The sequence below is a fragment of the Brachybacterium sp. YJGR34 genome (genome assembly GCF_003347015.1).
Taxonomy (GTDB): Bacteria; Actinomycetota; Actinomycetes; order Actinomycetales; family Dermabacteraceae; genus Brachybacterium.
Map to the genome: position 1 here is coordinate 11,381 of NZ_PNFB01000013.1, position 15,998 is coordinate 27,378.

The 15,998-nt window shown below is 72.5% G+C and carries 14 protein-coding genes; 2 read left to right on the forward strand and 12 right to left on the reverse strand.

Features of this window, described 5'->3' with window-relative positions:
• Positions 1 to 3: 3 nt before the first annotated feature.
• The 12 genes from CXH06_RS11780 to aqpZ all read right to left on the reverse strand — a co-directional run bounded on the left by CXH06_RS11780 (position 4) and on the right by aqpZ (position 13,562).
• On the reverse strand, positions 4 to 1,899 hold the full coding sequence (locus tag CXH06_RS11780; protein ID WP_114855391.1) for an FAD/NAD(P)-binding domain-containing protein: 1,896 nt from the start codon (positions 1,897 to 1,899) through the stop codon (positions 4 to 6).
• Positions 1,896 to 2,750: an ABC transporter ATP-binding protein gene (locus tag CXH06_RS11785; RefSeq protein ID WP_114855392.1), complete on the reverse strand. Its 855-nt coding sequence runs from the start codon at positions 2,748 to 2,750 to the stop codon at positions 1,896 to 1,898. Before CXH06_RS11785 ends, CXH06_RS11780 begins: the two co-directional genes overlap by 4 nt.
• Positions 2,747 to 3,850: an iron ABC transporter permease gene (locus CXH06_RS11790; RefSeq protein WP_114855393.1), complete on the reverse strand. Its 1,104-nt coding sequence runs from the start codon at positions 3,848 to 3,850 to the stop codon at positions 2,747 to 2,749. Before CXH06_RS11790 ends, CXH06_RS11785 begins: the two co-directional genes overlap by 4 nt.
• Positions 3,847 to 4,911 carry an ABC transporter substrate-binding protein gene (locus CXH06_RS11795; RefSeq protein WP_114855394.1) on the reverse strand — a complete coding sequence of 355 codons (1,065 nt, stop codon included), beginning with the start codon at positions 4,909 to 4,911 and terminating at the stop codon, positions 3,847 to 3,849. The genes CXH06_RS11790 and CXH06_RS11795 overlap by 4 nt, the downstream gene beginning before the upstream one ends.
• Positions 4,912 to 4,950: 39 nt before the next feature.
• Positions 4,951 to 6,153 carry a peroxidase-related enzyme gene (locus CXH06_RS11800; protein ID WP_114855395.1) on the reverse strand — a complete coding sequence of 401 codons (1,203 nt, stop codon included), beginning with the start codon at positions 6,151 to 6,153 and terminating at the stop codon, positions 4,951 to 4,953.
• Between the two features lie 123 nt (positions 6,154 to 6,276).
• Positions 6,277 to 7,320 (reverse strand): LacI family DNA-binding transcriptional regulator, encoded by a 1,044-nt coding sequence (locus CXH06_RS11805; protein ID WP_114855396.1) that lies wholly within the window; start codon positions 7,318 to 7,320, stop codon positions 6,277 to 6,279.
• A gap of 16 nt (positions 7,321 to 7,336) precedes the next feature.
• Positions 7,337 to 8,467: a Gfo/Idh/MocA family protein gene (locus tag CXH06_RS11810; protein ID WP_114855397.1), complete on the reverse strand. Its 1,131-nt coding sequence runs from the start codon at positions 8,465 to 8,467 to the stop codon at positions 7,337 to 7,339.
• The gene (locus tag CXH06_RS11815; protein WP_114855398.1) at positions 8,464 to 9,270 is read right to left on the reverse strand and encodes a ThuA domain-containing protein; all 807 of its coding nucleotides are present in this window, start codon (positions 9,268 to 9,270) and stop codon (positions 8,464 to 8,466) included. Before CXH06_RS11815 ends, CXH06_RS11810 begins: the two co-directional genes overlap by 4 nt.
• A 40-nt stretch (positions 9,271 to 9,310) precedes the next feature.
• Complete coding sequence (locus CXH06_RS11820) at positions 9,311 to 10,177, reverse strand: carbohydrate ABC transporter permease (RefSeq protein WP_114855399.1); 867 nt, start codon at positions 10,175 to 10,177, stop codon at positions 9,311 to 9,313.
• A gap of 5 nt (positions 10,178 to 10,182) precedes the next feature.
• Positions 10,183 to 11,133, reverse strand: coding sequence for a carbohydrate ABC transporter permease (locus CXH06_RS11825; protein ID WP_114855400.1), 951 nt, complete (start codon positions 11,131 to 11,133; stop codon positions 10,183 to 10,185).
• Between the two features lie 14 nt (positions 11,134 to 11,147).
• Positions 11,148 to 12,431, reverse strand: a complete 1,284-nt coding sequence (locus tag CXH06_RS11830) for an extracellular solute-binding protein (protein ID WP_114855401.1) — start codon at positions 12,429 to 12,431, stop codon at positions 11,148 to 11,150.
• 387 nt (positions 12,432 to 12,818) lie between these two features.
• Positions 12,819 to 13,562, reverse strand: coding sequence for an aquaporin Z (aqpZ, locus tag CXH06_RS11835; protein WP_114855402.1), 744 nt, complete (start codon positions 13,560 to 13,562; stop codon positions 12,819 to 12,821).
• A 217-nt stretch (positions 13,563 to 13,779) separates the two neighbouring features.
• Here aqpZ and CXH06_RS11840 point away from each other — a divergent pair, with 217 nt between their 5' ends.
• Complete coding sequence (locus tag CXH06_RS11840) at positions 13,780 to 14,826, forward strand: LacI family DNA-binding transcriptional regulator (protein WP_114855403.1); 1,047 nt, start codon at positions 13,780 to 13,782, stop codon at positions 14,824 to 14,826.
• The gene (locus CXH06_RS11845; RefSeq protein WP_114855404.1) at positions 14,814 to 15,833 is read left to right on the forward strand and encodes a LacI family DNA-binding transcriptional regulator; all 1,020 of its coding nucleotides are present in this window, start codon (positions 14,814 to 14,816) and stop codon (positions 15,831 to 15,833) included. Before CXH06_RS11840 ends, CXH06_RS11845 begins: the two co-directional genes overlap by 13 nt.
• Positions 15,834 to 15,998 lie beyond the last annotated feature (165 nt).

Here is a 15,998-nt window from a genome sequence, read left to right on the forward strand (position 1 = left end):
CGGTCAGACCCCCGCGCCGATGCGTGCGCGCGCCAGGATCTGCTTCGCCGCGACGTCCGCTCCGGCCAGCAGCGGCGAGGGCACGCCCGGCGTCGCGCCGATGGCGCTGCCGGGCTGGGTGCTCTGGGCGGGGATGCCCAGGACCACCACCGACTCGTCGACGGTGCCGTCGGCGGCGACCAGGTTGTGCCCGGACAGGACCTCCTCGCCGAGGACGGCCCCGGTGGCCTCCATGCTCGGCGTCGGCACACCGTCGACGGCGTGCAGTCGGGCGCGGCCGGTCCCGAGCAGCGAGCGCAGCAGTGGATCGCTGGTCTCCGGGATCCGCCCCTTGGACATGCGGGTCTCCAGCAGCACGCGGGAGCTCGCCGTACGACCGGTGATCGCCGAGGAGGCGCGGAACTCGCCCGCGGCGGCGTCGGCCTCGATCCGCGTCTCGGGGCCGAGGAGCTCGATCACCCCGGCCTCGACGAGCGCGAGGACCAGGCGCGTGCGCTCCGCGGGCGGGCCGGAGGCGAGCGCGAGGGAATCTCCGTCGAACCAGCCCAGCACGTCCTCGGCGAGGGAGGCGCCGTGGAAGGCACCGCCGCCGGAGAGCTTCCCGACACGCCGGCGCAGCGCGCCCATCGCGCCGTTGACCGCGGCCCGCGGATGGCGCCAGGGATCGGACAGGGAACCGAGCTCGTCCTCGACCAGACGCTCGACCAGCTGCGCCCACTCCTCGGGGGTGACCTGCTCGCCATGGGTGGGGCGGTGCAGCTCGTCCAGGGTCCACGTCCAGCGGGGATCCCCGATGGCCGCCTCGAGGACCGCATCGACCTCCTCCGCCGTGTCCGCCTCGTCGAGCGCGCTCATCCAACGGCCGCAGACGGCCGCCGGGGCCAGCTCGGTCAGCGCCTCGAGGTAGACGCGCGCGAACTCGCGGCCGAGGATCGGCCACACCTCGGCGGCGAAGTCGACGCCTCCGCGCGCGAGCAGATCGTCGAACCATTCGTCGCGGGCCCAGCGCGGCACGAACGGCCGCACGGAGCGACCGCCGTCCGGCTTGGAGCGGTAGGGCACCCCGCGCCGGGAGCCCACCAGCAGGTGCGGCTCCCGGCCGGAGCGGCGATAGCGCAGCCGCCCGGTGGGATCGCCCGGGACCTCGGTGACCTCTCCGCCCCAGGCGGCCGCGAGCTGGCCGACGACGTCGAAGAAGTTCGCGCCCAGGCCGCGGACCAGGACGGTCTCGCCCGCGGGGAGGCCGGTGTACGAGCGTTCCGCGGGCATGCCGGGCTCGACGTACCGCAGGCCGAGGCGCTCGGCGAACTCCACCAGGTGCGCCACCTGGGGCGAGCGCAGCGACTGGACCATGCCCTGCGCGAGGACCACCGTCGCACCGGACAGCCGGCGCCCGTCCGCGAGCACCACGGCGGACCCGTGCTCCGTGCGCTCGATGTCCACGGCCGTGCCGAGGTGCTCGTCGACCTCGACGTTGCCGGTCGCGATCGCGGCCTCGAGCTGGTCGCGGTAGTAGACGCCCTGCAGGCGACGCGTGGGGAAGGAGGCGCCGGTCAGCGCCGAGGCCTCCTGCACCACCCACTCCCCCGCGCGGTGGTGCCCGTCGGCGCGGACCCGGCGGGCCCAGTCCACGAGGTCGGGTCCGGGCGCGGACGGTCCGGTCATCGGCGTCGAGTCGTCGGGATGGACGGTGGTGGAGTCGGCCTGGGTGTTGTTGAGGTACTCGGCGGGCTGGTCGACGAGCCAGGTGGCGCCGGGGCCGATGGCGAGGGCGTCGACGACGGCCAGGCGCGCAGGCGCGCCCTGCGTCACCGCGATGCGCGCGGCGGTGCGCAGCACGGTGGCCACGCCCCGCGGGCCGCCGCCCACGATCACCGCATCGTAGGTCGGGTCCGTCATCGGGCCGCGACCGGGAGCTTCTCGGCCCGGAGCGGGTCGTCGGCCTCGAGCTCGCCGAGCCGCGCGCCGGTCCGCGTGAACCCGTCCGCGTCCACGCGCGGGCGCACCTCGACGGCGTCCTCGCGCGCGGCGACCTCGACGTCGACCTCGTAGACGGTGCGCAGGGTCGGGGCCTGAAGGGCCTCGGCCGGGCTGCCGTCGGCGATCAGCCGACCCCCGTGCAGCACCACGATCTGGTCGCAGTAGCGGGCGGCGTGGTTGAGATCGTGGATCGCGATGAGCGCGCTGATGCCCTCCTCGCGGGTGATCTGCCGGACGAGCTGCAGGGTCTCGATCTGGTAGCGCAGGTCCAGGGCGGAGGTGGGCTCGTCCAGCAGCAGCACGCGGGTCTCCTGGGCGAGGGCGCGGGCGATGAGCGCGCGCTGCGCCTGGCCGCCGGAGAGCTCCGAGAGCGAGCGATCGGCGATGTCGACCAGACCCATGCGCACGATCGCGTCCTCGACCACCGCGCGGTCGTGCGCGGTGGGAACGAGGCCGAAGTGCGGAGTGCGTCCCAGCATCACGGCCTCGCGGACGGTCAGGTCGAAGGGCGCGTCGCCGGCCTGCGGCACGTAGCCCACGACCTTGGCGAGCTCCCGGCGGGCCAGGCCCCGGGTGTCCCGGCCCTCGACGCGGACGGTGCCGCTGCGCGCGCGATGCACCCCGGCGATGGCCTTGACCAAGGTGGACTTGCCGGAGCCGTTGGGGCCCAGCAGCGCGCAGAAGGCACCGGAGTCGACCTCGAGCGAGATGTCCTCGAGGACCGGGCGCTTGCCGTAGGAGAAGGAGAGGTTCTCGATGGAGAGGCTCACTGCAGGGAGTTCCTTCGCGTGAGGATGAGATAGATGAACACGGGACCGCCGATGAAGGCGACCACGATGCCGACGGGCACCACCGCGGGAGCGATGACGGTGCGGCCCACGGCGTCGGCGACCAGCAGCAGGAGTCCGCCGGAGAGGGCGGCGAAGGGCAGCAGGTGGCGGTGATCGGCGCCGATGGCCAGGCGCGCGATGTGCGGGCCGACGAGCCCCACGAAGCCGATGATGCCGCAGAACGAGACGACCACCGCGGCGAGGGTCACCGACAGGCCGATCAGTCCGATGCGCAGCGGCCCCACGTTGACGCCGAAGCTGCGGGCCGCGTCGTCGCCCGCGAAGGCGATGGCGTTGAGGTCCTTGGAGAAGTACAGCGTCACGGGGATGGCGATGAGGGTGACGACCCCGACGATGAGCACGTCGCTCCACACCGCATCGTTCACCGAGCCGAAGGTCCAGCGGATGATCGCCTGGAGGGTGTTCTCGTTCGCGGTGAACTGGAGCGCCGAGGTGAGGGCCTCAAAGATCTGGGTCATCGCGATGCCGAGCAGCAGCAGGGTCGCCACCGCCATGCGGCGCGCGGTGGCGATGCCGAGCACCACCGCGGAGACGGCCAGCGCCATCACCATGGCGCCGGCGATGGTGGCCCAGGCCGGCAGCTGGTTGGTGCCGGCGAGGGTGATCACGAGCGCCGCGCCGAAGGCGGCCGCCGGGGAGACGCCCAGGGTGAAGGGGCTGACCAGCGGGTTGCGCAGCAGGCCCTGCATGAGGACGCCGGAGACGGAGAGCGCGGCGCCGGCGCTGAAGGCGAGCAGCACGCGCGGAAGGCGCAGCTGGGTGATCACCGCGTAGGTGGAGGCGAAGTCCGCGCTGATCGTGCCGCCGAGGATGCTCAGCCGGATCGAGCGGACCACGTCACCGAGCCCCAGGCCCGCGGTGCCGATGGTCACGGAGATCAGCACGGCGAGGACGGAGACGACGGCGCCGAGGGCGAGCACGAGAGTCTTGCGCAGCTCGCCGCGGCGGGCGCGCTCGGCACCGGTGCGCTCGGGGGTCGGTGCACCGGAGGGGCGGGGGCGGTCGATGGTGGCGGTCATGCTGCGGGTCCCTGCACGTAGTCGGCGGCGTCGGTGAGCTCGGTGTCCTGGAACTCGGTCACCCAGCGGGCGAGGTACTCGTCGGGGTCGACGTCCTCGAGCTCGGCGGGATGCAGCCAGGTGCCGAGGTAGAGCGCGCCCAGGGACTTGCCCAGAGCGCTCGTGGCCCAGCCGTTGGCGACGGCGACGGCCCCGTCGGTCACGGCCGTCATCCCGCTCCAGCCGGGCCGGGAGGCGATGTCCTCGCGCAGCTGCTCGAAGCGGTCCACCGGCTCCGCGGAGGGCTCGAACTCGTGAACGACGAACTGCGGGTCACGCAGCACCACCTCGGAGGGGTCCACGGTCAGCTCCTCCTGGGCATCGCCCCCGGAGGCGTCGTCGAAGATGTTCGAGCCGCCGGCGGCCAGGATCATGGCATGGAAGCCGGATCCGGGCAGCGTGGTGAGGTACGGCTCGACGGTCTCGAAGTACACCGGGACCGGCTCGACGTCCGCGAGCCGCTCCTCGAGCAGGGAGGAGATCTCCGCGCGGAAGTCGAGCACGGTCTGCGCGCCGTCCTGGGCGCCGAACACCTCGCCGAGCAGGGTGAGGGTCTCCTCCACCACGTCGGTGTCCCAGGCGGTGGCCACCACGAGCGGGATCCCGAAGGGCTCCAGCTGCTCCTCGGCCTCCTGCCAGACGGCGTTGCGCGGGAGGATCACGACGTCGGGCTGCAGCTCGGCGATGGCCTCGTAGTTGAGCTGGTCGAGGCCCTCGGCGATGACCTGGTCCTCCTCGATGGGGAGGTAGGGCAGACGGTCGAGGCTGGCGCGGTCCACGCCCACCACGCGATCGCCCGCCCCGAGGGCGCGGAGGAACTCGTTGGTGTAGCTGTTGACGACCACGGCGGTCTGCGCGGGGCCCGGGAGGGTGACCTCGCGGCCCTGGTCGTCGGTGACGGTGAGCGGCTCCGCCGCCGCCTCCTCGCCCTCGACGGTGACCTCGCCGCAGGCGGCGAGTCCCAGGACGGGCAGGGCGGCAAGGGCGCCGAGGAGGGAGCGGCGGCGAAGGATGCTGGTCATGAGTCCTCGATGGGGGTGCGTGGGGAAGGCTGGGGGCCGTCAGGCGGTCTCGTCGGGGAACGACGGCTCGCCGAGGCTGAGCATGAGGCGGTTGGCCCAGGCGAAGAAGGCGGCGGCGGTGACGAGATCGGTCGCCTCCTCCACCGTGAGCTCCAGCGCCGTGAGCGACTGCGCCCAGGCGTCGTCGGCGAGGGGCCGCGGACGGGAGAGCTCCGCGGCGGCGGAGATCACGCCCGCCCAGCGCGGGTCCTGCCGGGCGCCGAGGGGTGCGAGGTCCGCGGCGATCCAGTCCTCGTCCCGCTCGAGCGGGGCGGCGAGCAGGGCGTCGACATCGTCGGGCCGCTTGGCGAATCCGGCCGCCTTGCGGGCATGGACGGAGGCGCAGTAGATGCAGTCGTTGACCCGGCTGGTCGCAGCGGCGGCGAGCTCCCGCTCCGCCTTGGGGAGGCCGTCGCGGGGCAGGAAGATCGCATTGTCCAGGGCGCTGCGGGCGGCGGTGATGCCGGGGGTCAGCGAGAGCATGCGGAAGTAGACGCTGTTGGTGCTGGCCTTGGAGGCGAAGGAGGCGCGCTGGACCTCGGTGAGCTCCTCCTCGGTGGGCACCGCTACCCACGGCTCCCACTGGAGCACCTCGCGCGTGAAGTGCGCCGGGCGGGTGCGTCCCGTGCCGGTGGTCCCTCCGTGCTCGGCGCGGCGGCCTCGGGTGCGCAGGACCCGGGCAGGGGCATCGGCCGAGGGATGGGAGGCGCCGTGCAGGGCCGCGAGGCCCGCGACCAAACGCTGGAGGTAGCTCTCGAAGGAGACCAGCTGGCTGACCAGCACCGCGGTGGGCACCGCGACCCCGGCGGCGGCGAGGCGGTCCTGATCGGCGGCGGTGGTCAGCGCCGGGGAGACGGACAGCAGGTCCACGTGGTCCCGCAGCGCCTGCACGGTCTCCACCGCGAGGCCGTGGACGGGCTCGGCGATCGGGTCCGCTGCCAGCAGGCGCGCATCGGCGCCCTGGGAGCGGTGCCAGTCGGCCAGCGCACCGCTGCCCTGCCACTCGGCGGTCAGGGCGGCCAGGGCATGGCGCACCGGGGAGGGCAGGGGCTGATCCCCCCGGTACAGCGCGTCATAGGCCTCGCGGGTGCGCTCGAGGACCTCGGGCCGCAGCGCGGTGAGGACCTCCCGACCCTCGGCGGTGTCGGTGAGGACGGCGGCGAGGATCTGGTGGGCGTCGAGGGCGGTGGTCGCAACAGACATGCAGACATCTTATGCATCCACCAAGGTCCCCTATGGGGTCGCGAGGTGTGGCGACCGACACGCGGCACCGCCCGGGCGGGCCGCAGCCCTGCTCACCACGGAATCCGCGCGGGGCGGAGCCGTTCACAGGAGTTCATCCGCGCGCGTGGCGCCCTCCTCCAGCCAGCGCGGGGCGACCAGCTGCACGCGGGGCGCGGCGCCGTCACCGTCGAGCAGGCGCACGAGCTCGCGGACGGCGAGCTCGCTGATCTCCGTGCGGCGCGGGTCGACGCGCGGCACCGCGGCCAGCAGCGGGCTGATGGCCAGGAGGTCCTCGGCGGTCAGCGCGATGAACAGGCGGCGAGGATCGGTGAGCGCCCCGGTGGAGGCGTAGGCGAAGAGATCGCTCGGGGCCCCGGTCAGCCCGAACAGCGCGGTCCTGCTCCCGTCCGGTGTCAGGAGCGCGGCGCGCTCCGCGGCCTCGGCCGCCCGGCCTCGCTCGTGGAGCACCTCCAGGGCGCTGTCGCGGGCACGGACCTCCACCCCGTCCAGGAAGCGCGCGATCTCGTTGCGCTCGCGCCGGCCGTCCATCGCGCCGAAGAGCAGCAGCCGCTCGCACCCCTCCGCCTCGGCACGGTCCACGACCATGCTCCCGAGCAGCTCGAAGTCGAGATCGACCATCGAGCCCTGGGGGACGGCGTCGGGCCGGCCGAGGGTGACGAAGGGCAGTCCGGAGTCCACCACGGGCGCGATGCGCTCGTCGTGCTTGCCCAGCTCCATGAGGATCAGGGCCTCGCAGATCCCGGTGCGCACCACGCGATCGATGCCGCGCGCTCCCTCCTGGGCGGTGACCAGGAGGATGTCGTACCCGAAGCGCCGGGCCTCCCGGGCGACGGCCCCGACGAACTCCATCAGCGGTCCGTCGTTCCCGTGCGCCTTGGGCACCATCAGCCCGATCACCCCGCTGCGGCGCGAGCGCAGGGTGCGCGCCCCGGAGTTGGGGTGGTAGCCGAGCTGCTCGATCGCCTCCTCGACGCGCCGCCGGGTGGCGTCGGAGATCGGGCGGGCGCCGGTGAGCACGTAGCTCACCGTCGACTGCGAGACACCGGCCAGGCGGGCGACGTCCAAGCTCGTCGGCGCTCGTCGTCGAGATGCCCGCCCGGCACCCGTCCCGGTTCCCCCGCTCATGCGTCCCCTCCTCGGATCAGCCGGCGGCGAGACCCGAGGTGCCCGAGGTCCACGCCTCGAGCGCCCGGCTGCGGCCGTCGGCGGCATCCAGGGTACGGGCCTGGGCGAGCGCCTCGTCGAGGACCTCGGCCAGGGCGACGGTCCGCCCGGTGTCCGCGGAGCGCACCGCCGCCTCGACGATCGCCTGGGTCCAGACGTTGCCGTGCACCTCGGAGGCCGGCACCGGGCCCCCGCGGAGGGCGGCGCAGAACTCGGCCAGCGAGGCGTCGAGCTCCCAGCGGTCCGCCTCTGAGGGCGCGCGGCCGGACAGGTCCGTCCCGTCCTCGCTGCGAGCGCTCGGCGGCGTGTCGCCGTCCCAGGCGACGGTTCCGCGGGGGCAGCTCAGGGTCCACTCGCCGTTCCAGCTGGTCTCACGGCCCGGGGCGCACCAGGACCCCGAGTAGGTGTGGACGGCGCCGGAGTCGTAGGTGATGGTGACGGTCGCGGCCGCGTCCCCTTCGTACCAGCTCCAGGAGGGGTTGTAGGAGGTGGCGGTGACCTGGACCGGGCTGCCGTCGACGAGGACCCGTCCCGCGTCGAAGGCATGGATCGCCATGTCCACGATGAGCGGATGGGCCATCTCCTCGCGGAAGCCGCCGAAGCGGGGAGCGCGGGAGAACTGCGTGTCGACGATGCCGGCGCCGCCGAGCTCCTCGGCCAGGTGCCGCGCCTCTCGCAGATGCGGGTTGTTCCGGCGCGACTGGGAGACCATGAACAGCGTCCCCGTCGCCTCGGCGTGCCCGGCCAGGGACACGGCCTCGGCGAGCGTCGCCGCGCAGGGCTTCTCCCCCAGCACCGGGAGGCCGGCATGGAGGGCGTCGGCCGTGACGGGGTGGTGCGCGGCGGGGATCGTGACGTCGATGACGGCCTCCGCCCCGGCGCACCGGGCCACCTCGACCATGTCCGTCCCGGTCGCGATCGACGCGCGCTCGGCGGCGGGGACCAGGTCCTCGACCGCGCGCTCGGCGGCGCCGTCGACCACGTCGACCACGCCCACGAGCCGGGCCTCCGGAGCCTTCAGCACGGTCCCGATCCAGGCGCGGCCCATGCCGCCGGCACCGACGACGACGACCTCGACCGGTGCGACCGCCTGCTGCTCGGCGCTCATGCGTCCTTGCCCGCCGCCGCCGCGTCGCCGACGCCCTGGCCGCTCTCACCGGTCACGAACCACTCCGTGGGGTACCGGTCGAGGAAGGGCATCTCGCGGTCCGCCACGGCCGGACGCGCCCATCCCACGCCGTTGGCGATCACACGGCGCACGTCGCGCTGCTGGTAGACGGGGTAGTCCTGGTCTCCGGGGCTGAAGTAGAAGATCTTCCCCTTGCCGCGGCGGAAGGTGCAGCCCGAGCGGAACACCTCTCCCCCGCTGAAGGAGGACACGAACACCAGCTCGTCGGGCACCGGGATGTCGAAGTGCTCGCCGTACATCTCCTGCTCCGGGATGATGAGCGGGTGCGGGATGCCCTCGGCGATCGGGTGCGAGGGGTTCACGGTCCACACCAGCTCGCGGTCCGCCTCATTGCGCCAGCGCAGCGTGCAGGTGGTGCCCATGAGCCGGGTGAAGGGCTTGGACCAGTGGCCCGAGTGGAGGACCACGAGCCCCATGCCGGACAGCACGTGGCGCTGGACGCGCTCGGCGACCTCGTCGGAGACCTCCCCGTGGGCCATGTGGCCCCACCAGGTGAGCACGTCGGTCTGGGCGAGCACCTCCTCGCTGAGGCCGTGCTCGGGATCGTCGAGCAGGGCGATGCGGGTGGTCACGGAGTCGCCGAGGTTCTCGACGATGCCGTCGCGGATCGCGGAGTGCATCCCCTCGGGGTAGAGGTCGCGGACGCGCTGATCGCGCTGCTCGTGGCGGTTCTCGCCCCAGACGGTGACGCGCAGCGGGGCGGCGTTGTCGGTGGTGGTCATGACGGGTGTCCTTCCTGGACGTGGGTGCTTCGGTGCAGGGTCACTTGACGGCCCCGCCGGTGGCTCCGGCGGCGACGTACTTCTGGGCGACGATCATGAGGATGACGGCGGGCAGCGAGGACAGCACCGCCGTGGACATGACGGCGCTCCAGTCGGTGTCGTTGGTGCCGATGTAGGTGTACAGCCCCAGCGTCACCGGGCGGATCGATTCTCCCGTGGTCAGCGTCAGGGCCATCAGGAAGTCGCTCCAGGCGAAGAGGAACGAGAAGATCCCAGCGGTGATCAGCGAGTTCTTCGAGACCGGGAGCACGATCGACCAGAAGGCCCGGACATGTCCGCAGCCGTCCACCCGGGCCGCCTCGACGATCGAGGTCGGGAAGGTCTCCAGGAAGGCCCGCATGATGAGGATGGCGAAGGGGATGCCCTGGGAGGCGTCGGCCAGGATCAGCCCGGGGATCGAGTTGATCAGCCCCAGCGGCGTGTAGACCGTGTACAGCGCGTTGGCGATCACGATGCCGGGGATCATCTGGCTGATCAGCACCAGGAAGAGCAGCGCCGCGGTCCCCTTGATCCGGAACTGCGCCAGCGCATAGGCGCAGGGCGCGGCGATCACGATCGAGAGGAGGCAGGCGCCGACGGCGACGATCAGCGAGGTGATGAGGTTCTGTCCCTGGTCGGCGATCGCCCGGGAGTAGCCGCTGAAGTCCGGGTTCAGCGGCAGCCACTGGATGTTGAGGCTGTTGCCCGCCGGGGCGAGCGAGGCGTTGACCATCCAGTAGACGGGGAACAGCATGATCGCGACCAGCACGATGCCGATCACGGTGTGCAGGGCGGAACGGGCGGAGCGCGTGCGGCGGGGGGCGCCGGTGAGGACGGGGCGCGAGGCGGTGTCGGTGGCAGTGCTCATCGGGGTCATCCGTTCTTCGCGGCGCGGGCGTTGGCGCGCAGGTACACGAGGCTGAAGGCCAGGGCGATCAGGATCAGGATGTTGCTCAGCGCGGCGCCCTGACCGAAGTCGAACTCGACGAAGGACATCTCGTAGCTGCGGGTGGCGAGGGTCTGCGTGGCGTTGGCCGGGCCGCCCCCGGTCAGGCCGATGATCAGGTCGAGGACCTTGATCGTGTAGATCACCCCGAGCAGCAGCACCACGCTCACCACGGGCCGCAGCATCGGCAGGGTGATGTGCCAGAAGGACTTCCATCCGGTGGCGCCGTCGAGCTGGCCCGCCTCGTAGAGCTCCTCGGGGATGGACTGCAGGCCGCTGTAGAGCAGCACGACGTTGAAGGGGATCCCCAGCCAGATGTTCACCATGATGACGGCGATCAGGGCCGTGTCCGAGCTGGTCAGCCAGGGGATCGGATCGTCGATCAGTCCGATGCCGGTGAGGAAGGCGTTCAGTGCGCCGTTGTCCTGCTCGAGGATCCAGCGCCACACCGCGGCGGAGACGATCATCGGCAGCAGCCAGGGCAGCAGCAGCAGGGAGCGCAGGAAGCCCGAGAGCGGGAAGCGCCGACGGAAGTAGAGCGCCAGAGCCATGCCGAGCACGAACTGGCCGGCGATCGAGCCGACGGTGAACAGGGCGGTGTTCCCGAGCGCACGCAGGAAGATCGGGTCGGAGAAGGTCGCGGCGTAGTTGTCGAGGCCGACGAACGGCGCCTTCCCGTTGAAGAAGGTCGAGAAGTCGTAGGCCTGGAAGCTCATGACGACGTTCTTGATGATCGGATAGCCGAAGAAGGCGATCATGTAGAGGACGGCGGGCAGCACGAAGGCGTAGCGCACCAGGAGGTCGCCGGTGTTGCGCCGGCGTCGGGGCGCGGGGGTGCCGGCGGCGGGTGCCGTGATGGCGGACTGGGTGGTGGTCATGTCTCTTCCCTCGCTCAGCTGACGGTCCGGGCGGCTTCGTCGAACGCCTCGGCCGGGTCGGTGTCGTCCACCAGGACGCGCTGGTTCGCGGTGTAGATCGCCTTCGCGGTCCGCGGCCAGTCGGGCCCGAGCTTCGCGGTGCGGGAGCGGGCCGTCGCGACCTGCTCGACGAAGGTGCTCAGGTCAGGGTTCTCCTCGCCGAACCGGCGCGCGGCCTCCGCGTCCCCGGGGATGGTGCTGCGCTCACCGGCCATGAACAGCTGGTTCTCGGGGGCGACGAACGCCTTGAGCAGCTCGGCGGCCTTGCGCTGCTTGTCCTCGTCCCCGGTCAGGGGCACCGTCCAGACCTCGCCGCCCAGCGGGGCGACGGGCTCGCCTCCGGCAGTCGGCACGGGGATCGTGACCACATCCCACTCGAGGTCGGGGGTGTCCGCCTCGAGGCCCGCGATGTTCCAGGGCCCGTTGACGACCATGGCGGCGTGACCTGCCTTGAACTGGTCCATCACGTCGCCCTGCTTCCAGTTCACGACGGAGCGCGAGGCGAGGCCGTCGCGGACCAGGTCGGACCAGAACTGCGAGGCACCGAGCACGCCCTCGCCGGAGAGGTCGGTCTCCTCGCCGCCGTTGGACCACATGAAGGGCAGGAACTGCCAGGTCCCCTCGTAGTTGGCGACCGCCGAGAAGGCGATGCCGTAGCGCCCCTCCGTCGTCACGGCCTCGGCGGCCGAGCGCAGCGCGTCCCAGGTGGTCGGCGGCTGGACGCCCGCCTCCTCCAGCAGCTGCACGTTGTAGAAGAGCGCGATGGTGTTGACCGTCGGAGCGATGCCGTACAGCGTCCCGTCGTACCGGCCGAGATCGGCGACGGCCGGGGTGAGGCCCTCCGCGGTGAGCCCGTAGTCCTCGAGGGAGGCGAGGGCACCGGATTCGGCGACCTGCTGGACATTGGGGTTGTCGAGCATGAGGAGGTCCGGCATGGTGCGCGAGGATCCCATCTGGAGCACCTTGGCGATGAGCTGATCACCGGGCACGCGCTCGCGGGAGAAGGTGAGGCCCAGCTCCTCGGCGCAGGCGCTGAAGGTGCCGTTGATCGCGACGTCGTCGGCCGGGGTGTTGTAGTAGTCGACGATCCTGATGGCGTTCGGGTCGCCGCTCGTCCCGCCGCTCCCGCATCCGGCCAGGGCGGCCAGCGGGGGCACGGCGAGACCGGCGCGCAGGAGGTCGCGACGTCCTGGGCGGCGCGGGCCGCCCGGGACCACGGCAGCGCTGTGCTGTGGTGCGGACCAGGGTGCGGAAGACATGGTCGTCCTGCTTTCTCCACGCCAGGGAGTCATCGATTCGAATCGATGACGGTGGCGCTCGTCGACGGTGGCGGTGTGAGAGATGAGGGCCGCGGAGCAGCCCGCCCAACGCCGGACCGGGTGCTCGCGACACCGAGCGCCATCGTGCCCCACGGGCGGTGGTGATGCAAACGGCGCGGCGGCCGTCGCGCCGGCATCGAGGGCCCGGGAGCGACTGTATCCGCTGGTCAGGACACCGTGCCGACACGACGAGAATTCATCGATTCGTATCACCGGATGCGGCGCCGACGCCGAGGGATGCCGCTGGGATCGGAGCTCAGGACGTGCAACGGCGCCCCTCGCCGGAAGGGCGAGGGGCGCCGCGCAGTGAGGAGCGACGAGGCCGGGTCAGGAGGCCTTCGCGCCGAACAGCGGCTTGTAGGTCAGGCCGGCGATCGCGGCACCGACCAGCGGCGCGACGATGAACAGCCACACCTGGCCGAGCGCGCCGGTGTTGAAGACCGCCACGGCGATCGAGCGCGCCGGGTTGACCGAGGTGTTGGTGATCGGGATCGAGATCAGGTGGATCAGCGTGAGGGTGAGGCCGATGGCCAGCGGTGCCATGCCAGCCGGGGCACGGGTGTCGGTCGCGCCGAGGATCACCCAGAGGAACACCGCGGTCAGGACGACCTCGATGAGCAGAGCGGACAGCAGCGAGTACCCGCCGGGCGAGAGCTCCCCGTAGCCGTTGGTGGCGAAGGACCCGGCCGCGGTGGGATCGATGGCGAAATCGGGCTGGCCGCTGGCGATGACGAAGAGCAGCACCGCGGCGATCAGGCCACCGATCACCTGCGTGATCATGTACGGGCCGACGGCCTTGGCCTCGATCCGCCCGGAGAGGAACACGCCGAGCGTGACCGCCGGGTTGAAGTGGCCGCCGGAGATGTGACCCAGCGCGTAGGCGCCGGTGACGACCGTCAGTCCGAAGGCGAGCGCGACGCCGAGGAAGCCGATGCCCATGTGCGTGCCGTCGCCGTCGAGGAAGCCGGCCGCGAAGAGCGCGGCGCCGCAACCGCCGAAGACGAGCCAGAACGTGCCGAGCAGCTCGGCGGTCAGTCGCTGGGTGAGGGTGGGGGAAGGTGTCTCGGTCACGGTGTCCTCCGTGGGGAGCCGAACGGAACAGGGGGACGGCGGATCGAGGAGGATCCGCACTCCTGTGCAGTGTGTCACGAAGGTCGCCCCGATGGCGGCATTGACCTGCTGGCCCCGCGGGCGGTGCACCACCCGCCCTCGAGGCGCCGAGCAGGCGGCCGCGCGCTATCCTCGCCAGCGGGGACCGTGATCGCGTGCACGGCGAGCGAGGAGGACCATGGCGCCGACGATGAAGGAGGTCGCGGCGCGCGCCGGGGTGTCGACCAAGACCGTCTCGCGAGTGGTGAACGACCAGCCCCACATCAGCGCCGACGTGCGCGACCGGGTCCGTCGGGCGATCGACGACCTGGGCTGGGCGCCCAACACCCATGCCCGGTCCCTGCGCACCGGGCGCACAGGGCTGATCGCCCTGTCGCTGGTGGACCTCACGACGCCGACGGCGGCCCGTCTCGCCCAGGCCGTGGTCCGCGAGGCCGAGCGCCGTGGGCTGCAGGTCTCCATCGAACCCTCCCGCGGCCGCACCGAGCGCATCGCCCAGACCCTCGCCTCCCGCGGCGCCCTCTTCGACGCGGTGATCCACCTGGGCCCGCTGCCCGAGGACCTCACGCCGTCGTGCTCCACGCCGGAGCAGCCGATCGTCGTGCTGCACTCCGAGCGGTCGGCGCCCCACGGCGAGGTCACCGTCGACACGGTGGACAACGACGAGTGCGCGGCGGCCGATGCCCTCGCCCGCCACCTGCGGATGCTCCAGGTGGGCGGGGCGGTGCTGCTGGGGCGGGAGGACGGGGTGCCCGATGCCTTCTTCGAGCGCCTGCTCTCCGCCTTCCCCGGCGCGCCCGTGCTGCGGCCGGCCCCGGAGGCCTCGCGGCCGAGCACCCATGCGGCCGACCGCTCGGCGGGCCGCCGCGCCGCGGCCGCGGCGCTGGCACGGCACCCCGACGCCCGGGCGCTGCTGTGCGCCGACGACGAGCTCGCGATCGGTGCGCTCTCCCTGCTGCGCGAACGGGATGTCGACGTGCCGGGCCGGATCCTCCTGACCGGCCACGGGTACATCGATGACGGGCAGTTCTCCACGCCCACGGTGACCACCATCGACCCGGACGCCGCGGAGATCGCGCGGCGCACCGTCGAGCTGGTCGTCGCGCGGCTGGGCGGGGACGACGGCCCGCCGCGGCGCGTCGTCGTCCCCGCGGCCCTGATCCGCGCGGAGTCCACCCTGGGCCGGGCCGACGACGGAGGGCGGGGGCGCACATGGCGCGGGTGACCCTGGCGGACGTGGCCGCGGCCGCGGGCGTCTCGACCGCGACCGCGTCCCATGTGCTGCGCCGCGGCGACCGGGCCGGCGGCACGATCCGCGTCTCTGCCGCGACGGCGGAGACGGTGGAGCGCACCGCCCGTGAGCTGGGCTACGTGCCCTCCGCCGCGGGCCGCGGTCTCGCCCGCGGCAGCGCGGACCGCATCGCCATCATGGTCCCGAACCTCCATCAGCCGTACTTCGCCCGGATGGCCGAGGCCCTCATCCTCGCCCTCGAGGAGAGAGGGCTGAGCACCACCCTGCGCATCTCCTTCTACACCCCGGAGATGGAGCGGGACGCGGTGCTCGGGCGCACCACGCGCGACGTCGCCGGGATGATCCTGTGCCCGCACTTCCTCAGCGCCGAGCTCCTGGAGGGCCGGGTCCCACCGCTGCCCGTGGTGCAGGTGGGGGGCGCCCCGACCCCCGGCATCGACTGCGTGGTGATGGACGAGTACGAGGGCGCCCTCGCCGTGGCCGGGCACCTGCTGGACATGGGGCGGCGCCGCCTCGCCTACGTCGCGGACCCCTGGCTCAGCACGCATGACGGCCCCCGCTACCGGGGATACCTCGACGCCCATCGGGCGCGCGGCCTGGAGGTGGACTCCGCCCTCGAGGTCAAGGGATCGGACTGGGACCGGCGGGAGACGGGCACCGAGGCGATGGTCGCGCTGCTGCGCTCCGGTGTCACCTTCGACGCGGTGATGTGCGTGAACGACGCCGTCGCCGTGGGGGCGATGCGCACCGCCTCCCTCGCCGGGCTCCGCATCCCGCAGGACGTCGCCTTCTCCGGCTTCGACAACACCGACGAGGCCGCCTTCACCACGCCGCCGCTGACCTCCGTGGACCCGGGCGTGCCGGAGATGGCGCGATACGCCGTCGCGATGCTGGCCGAACGACTCGCCGGGAGCGACCTGCCGGCCCGGCGCGAGAGCGCACCGTCGGCTCTCGTCACCCGCGCCTCGACGGGCGTCTGAGGCGCCCGGGGCGACGATCCGGCCGTCGGATCCCACGGAAGGTCACAGGAGGATCACGACACTAGGACACCGTCATGTCCACTCTTGACATCGCTTAATCGCGCGCCGCACCATGGCGTCCGTCACATCGCACCGAGGAGACCACCCGCGTCTCGACGAGGAGAC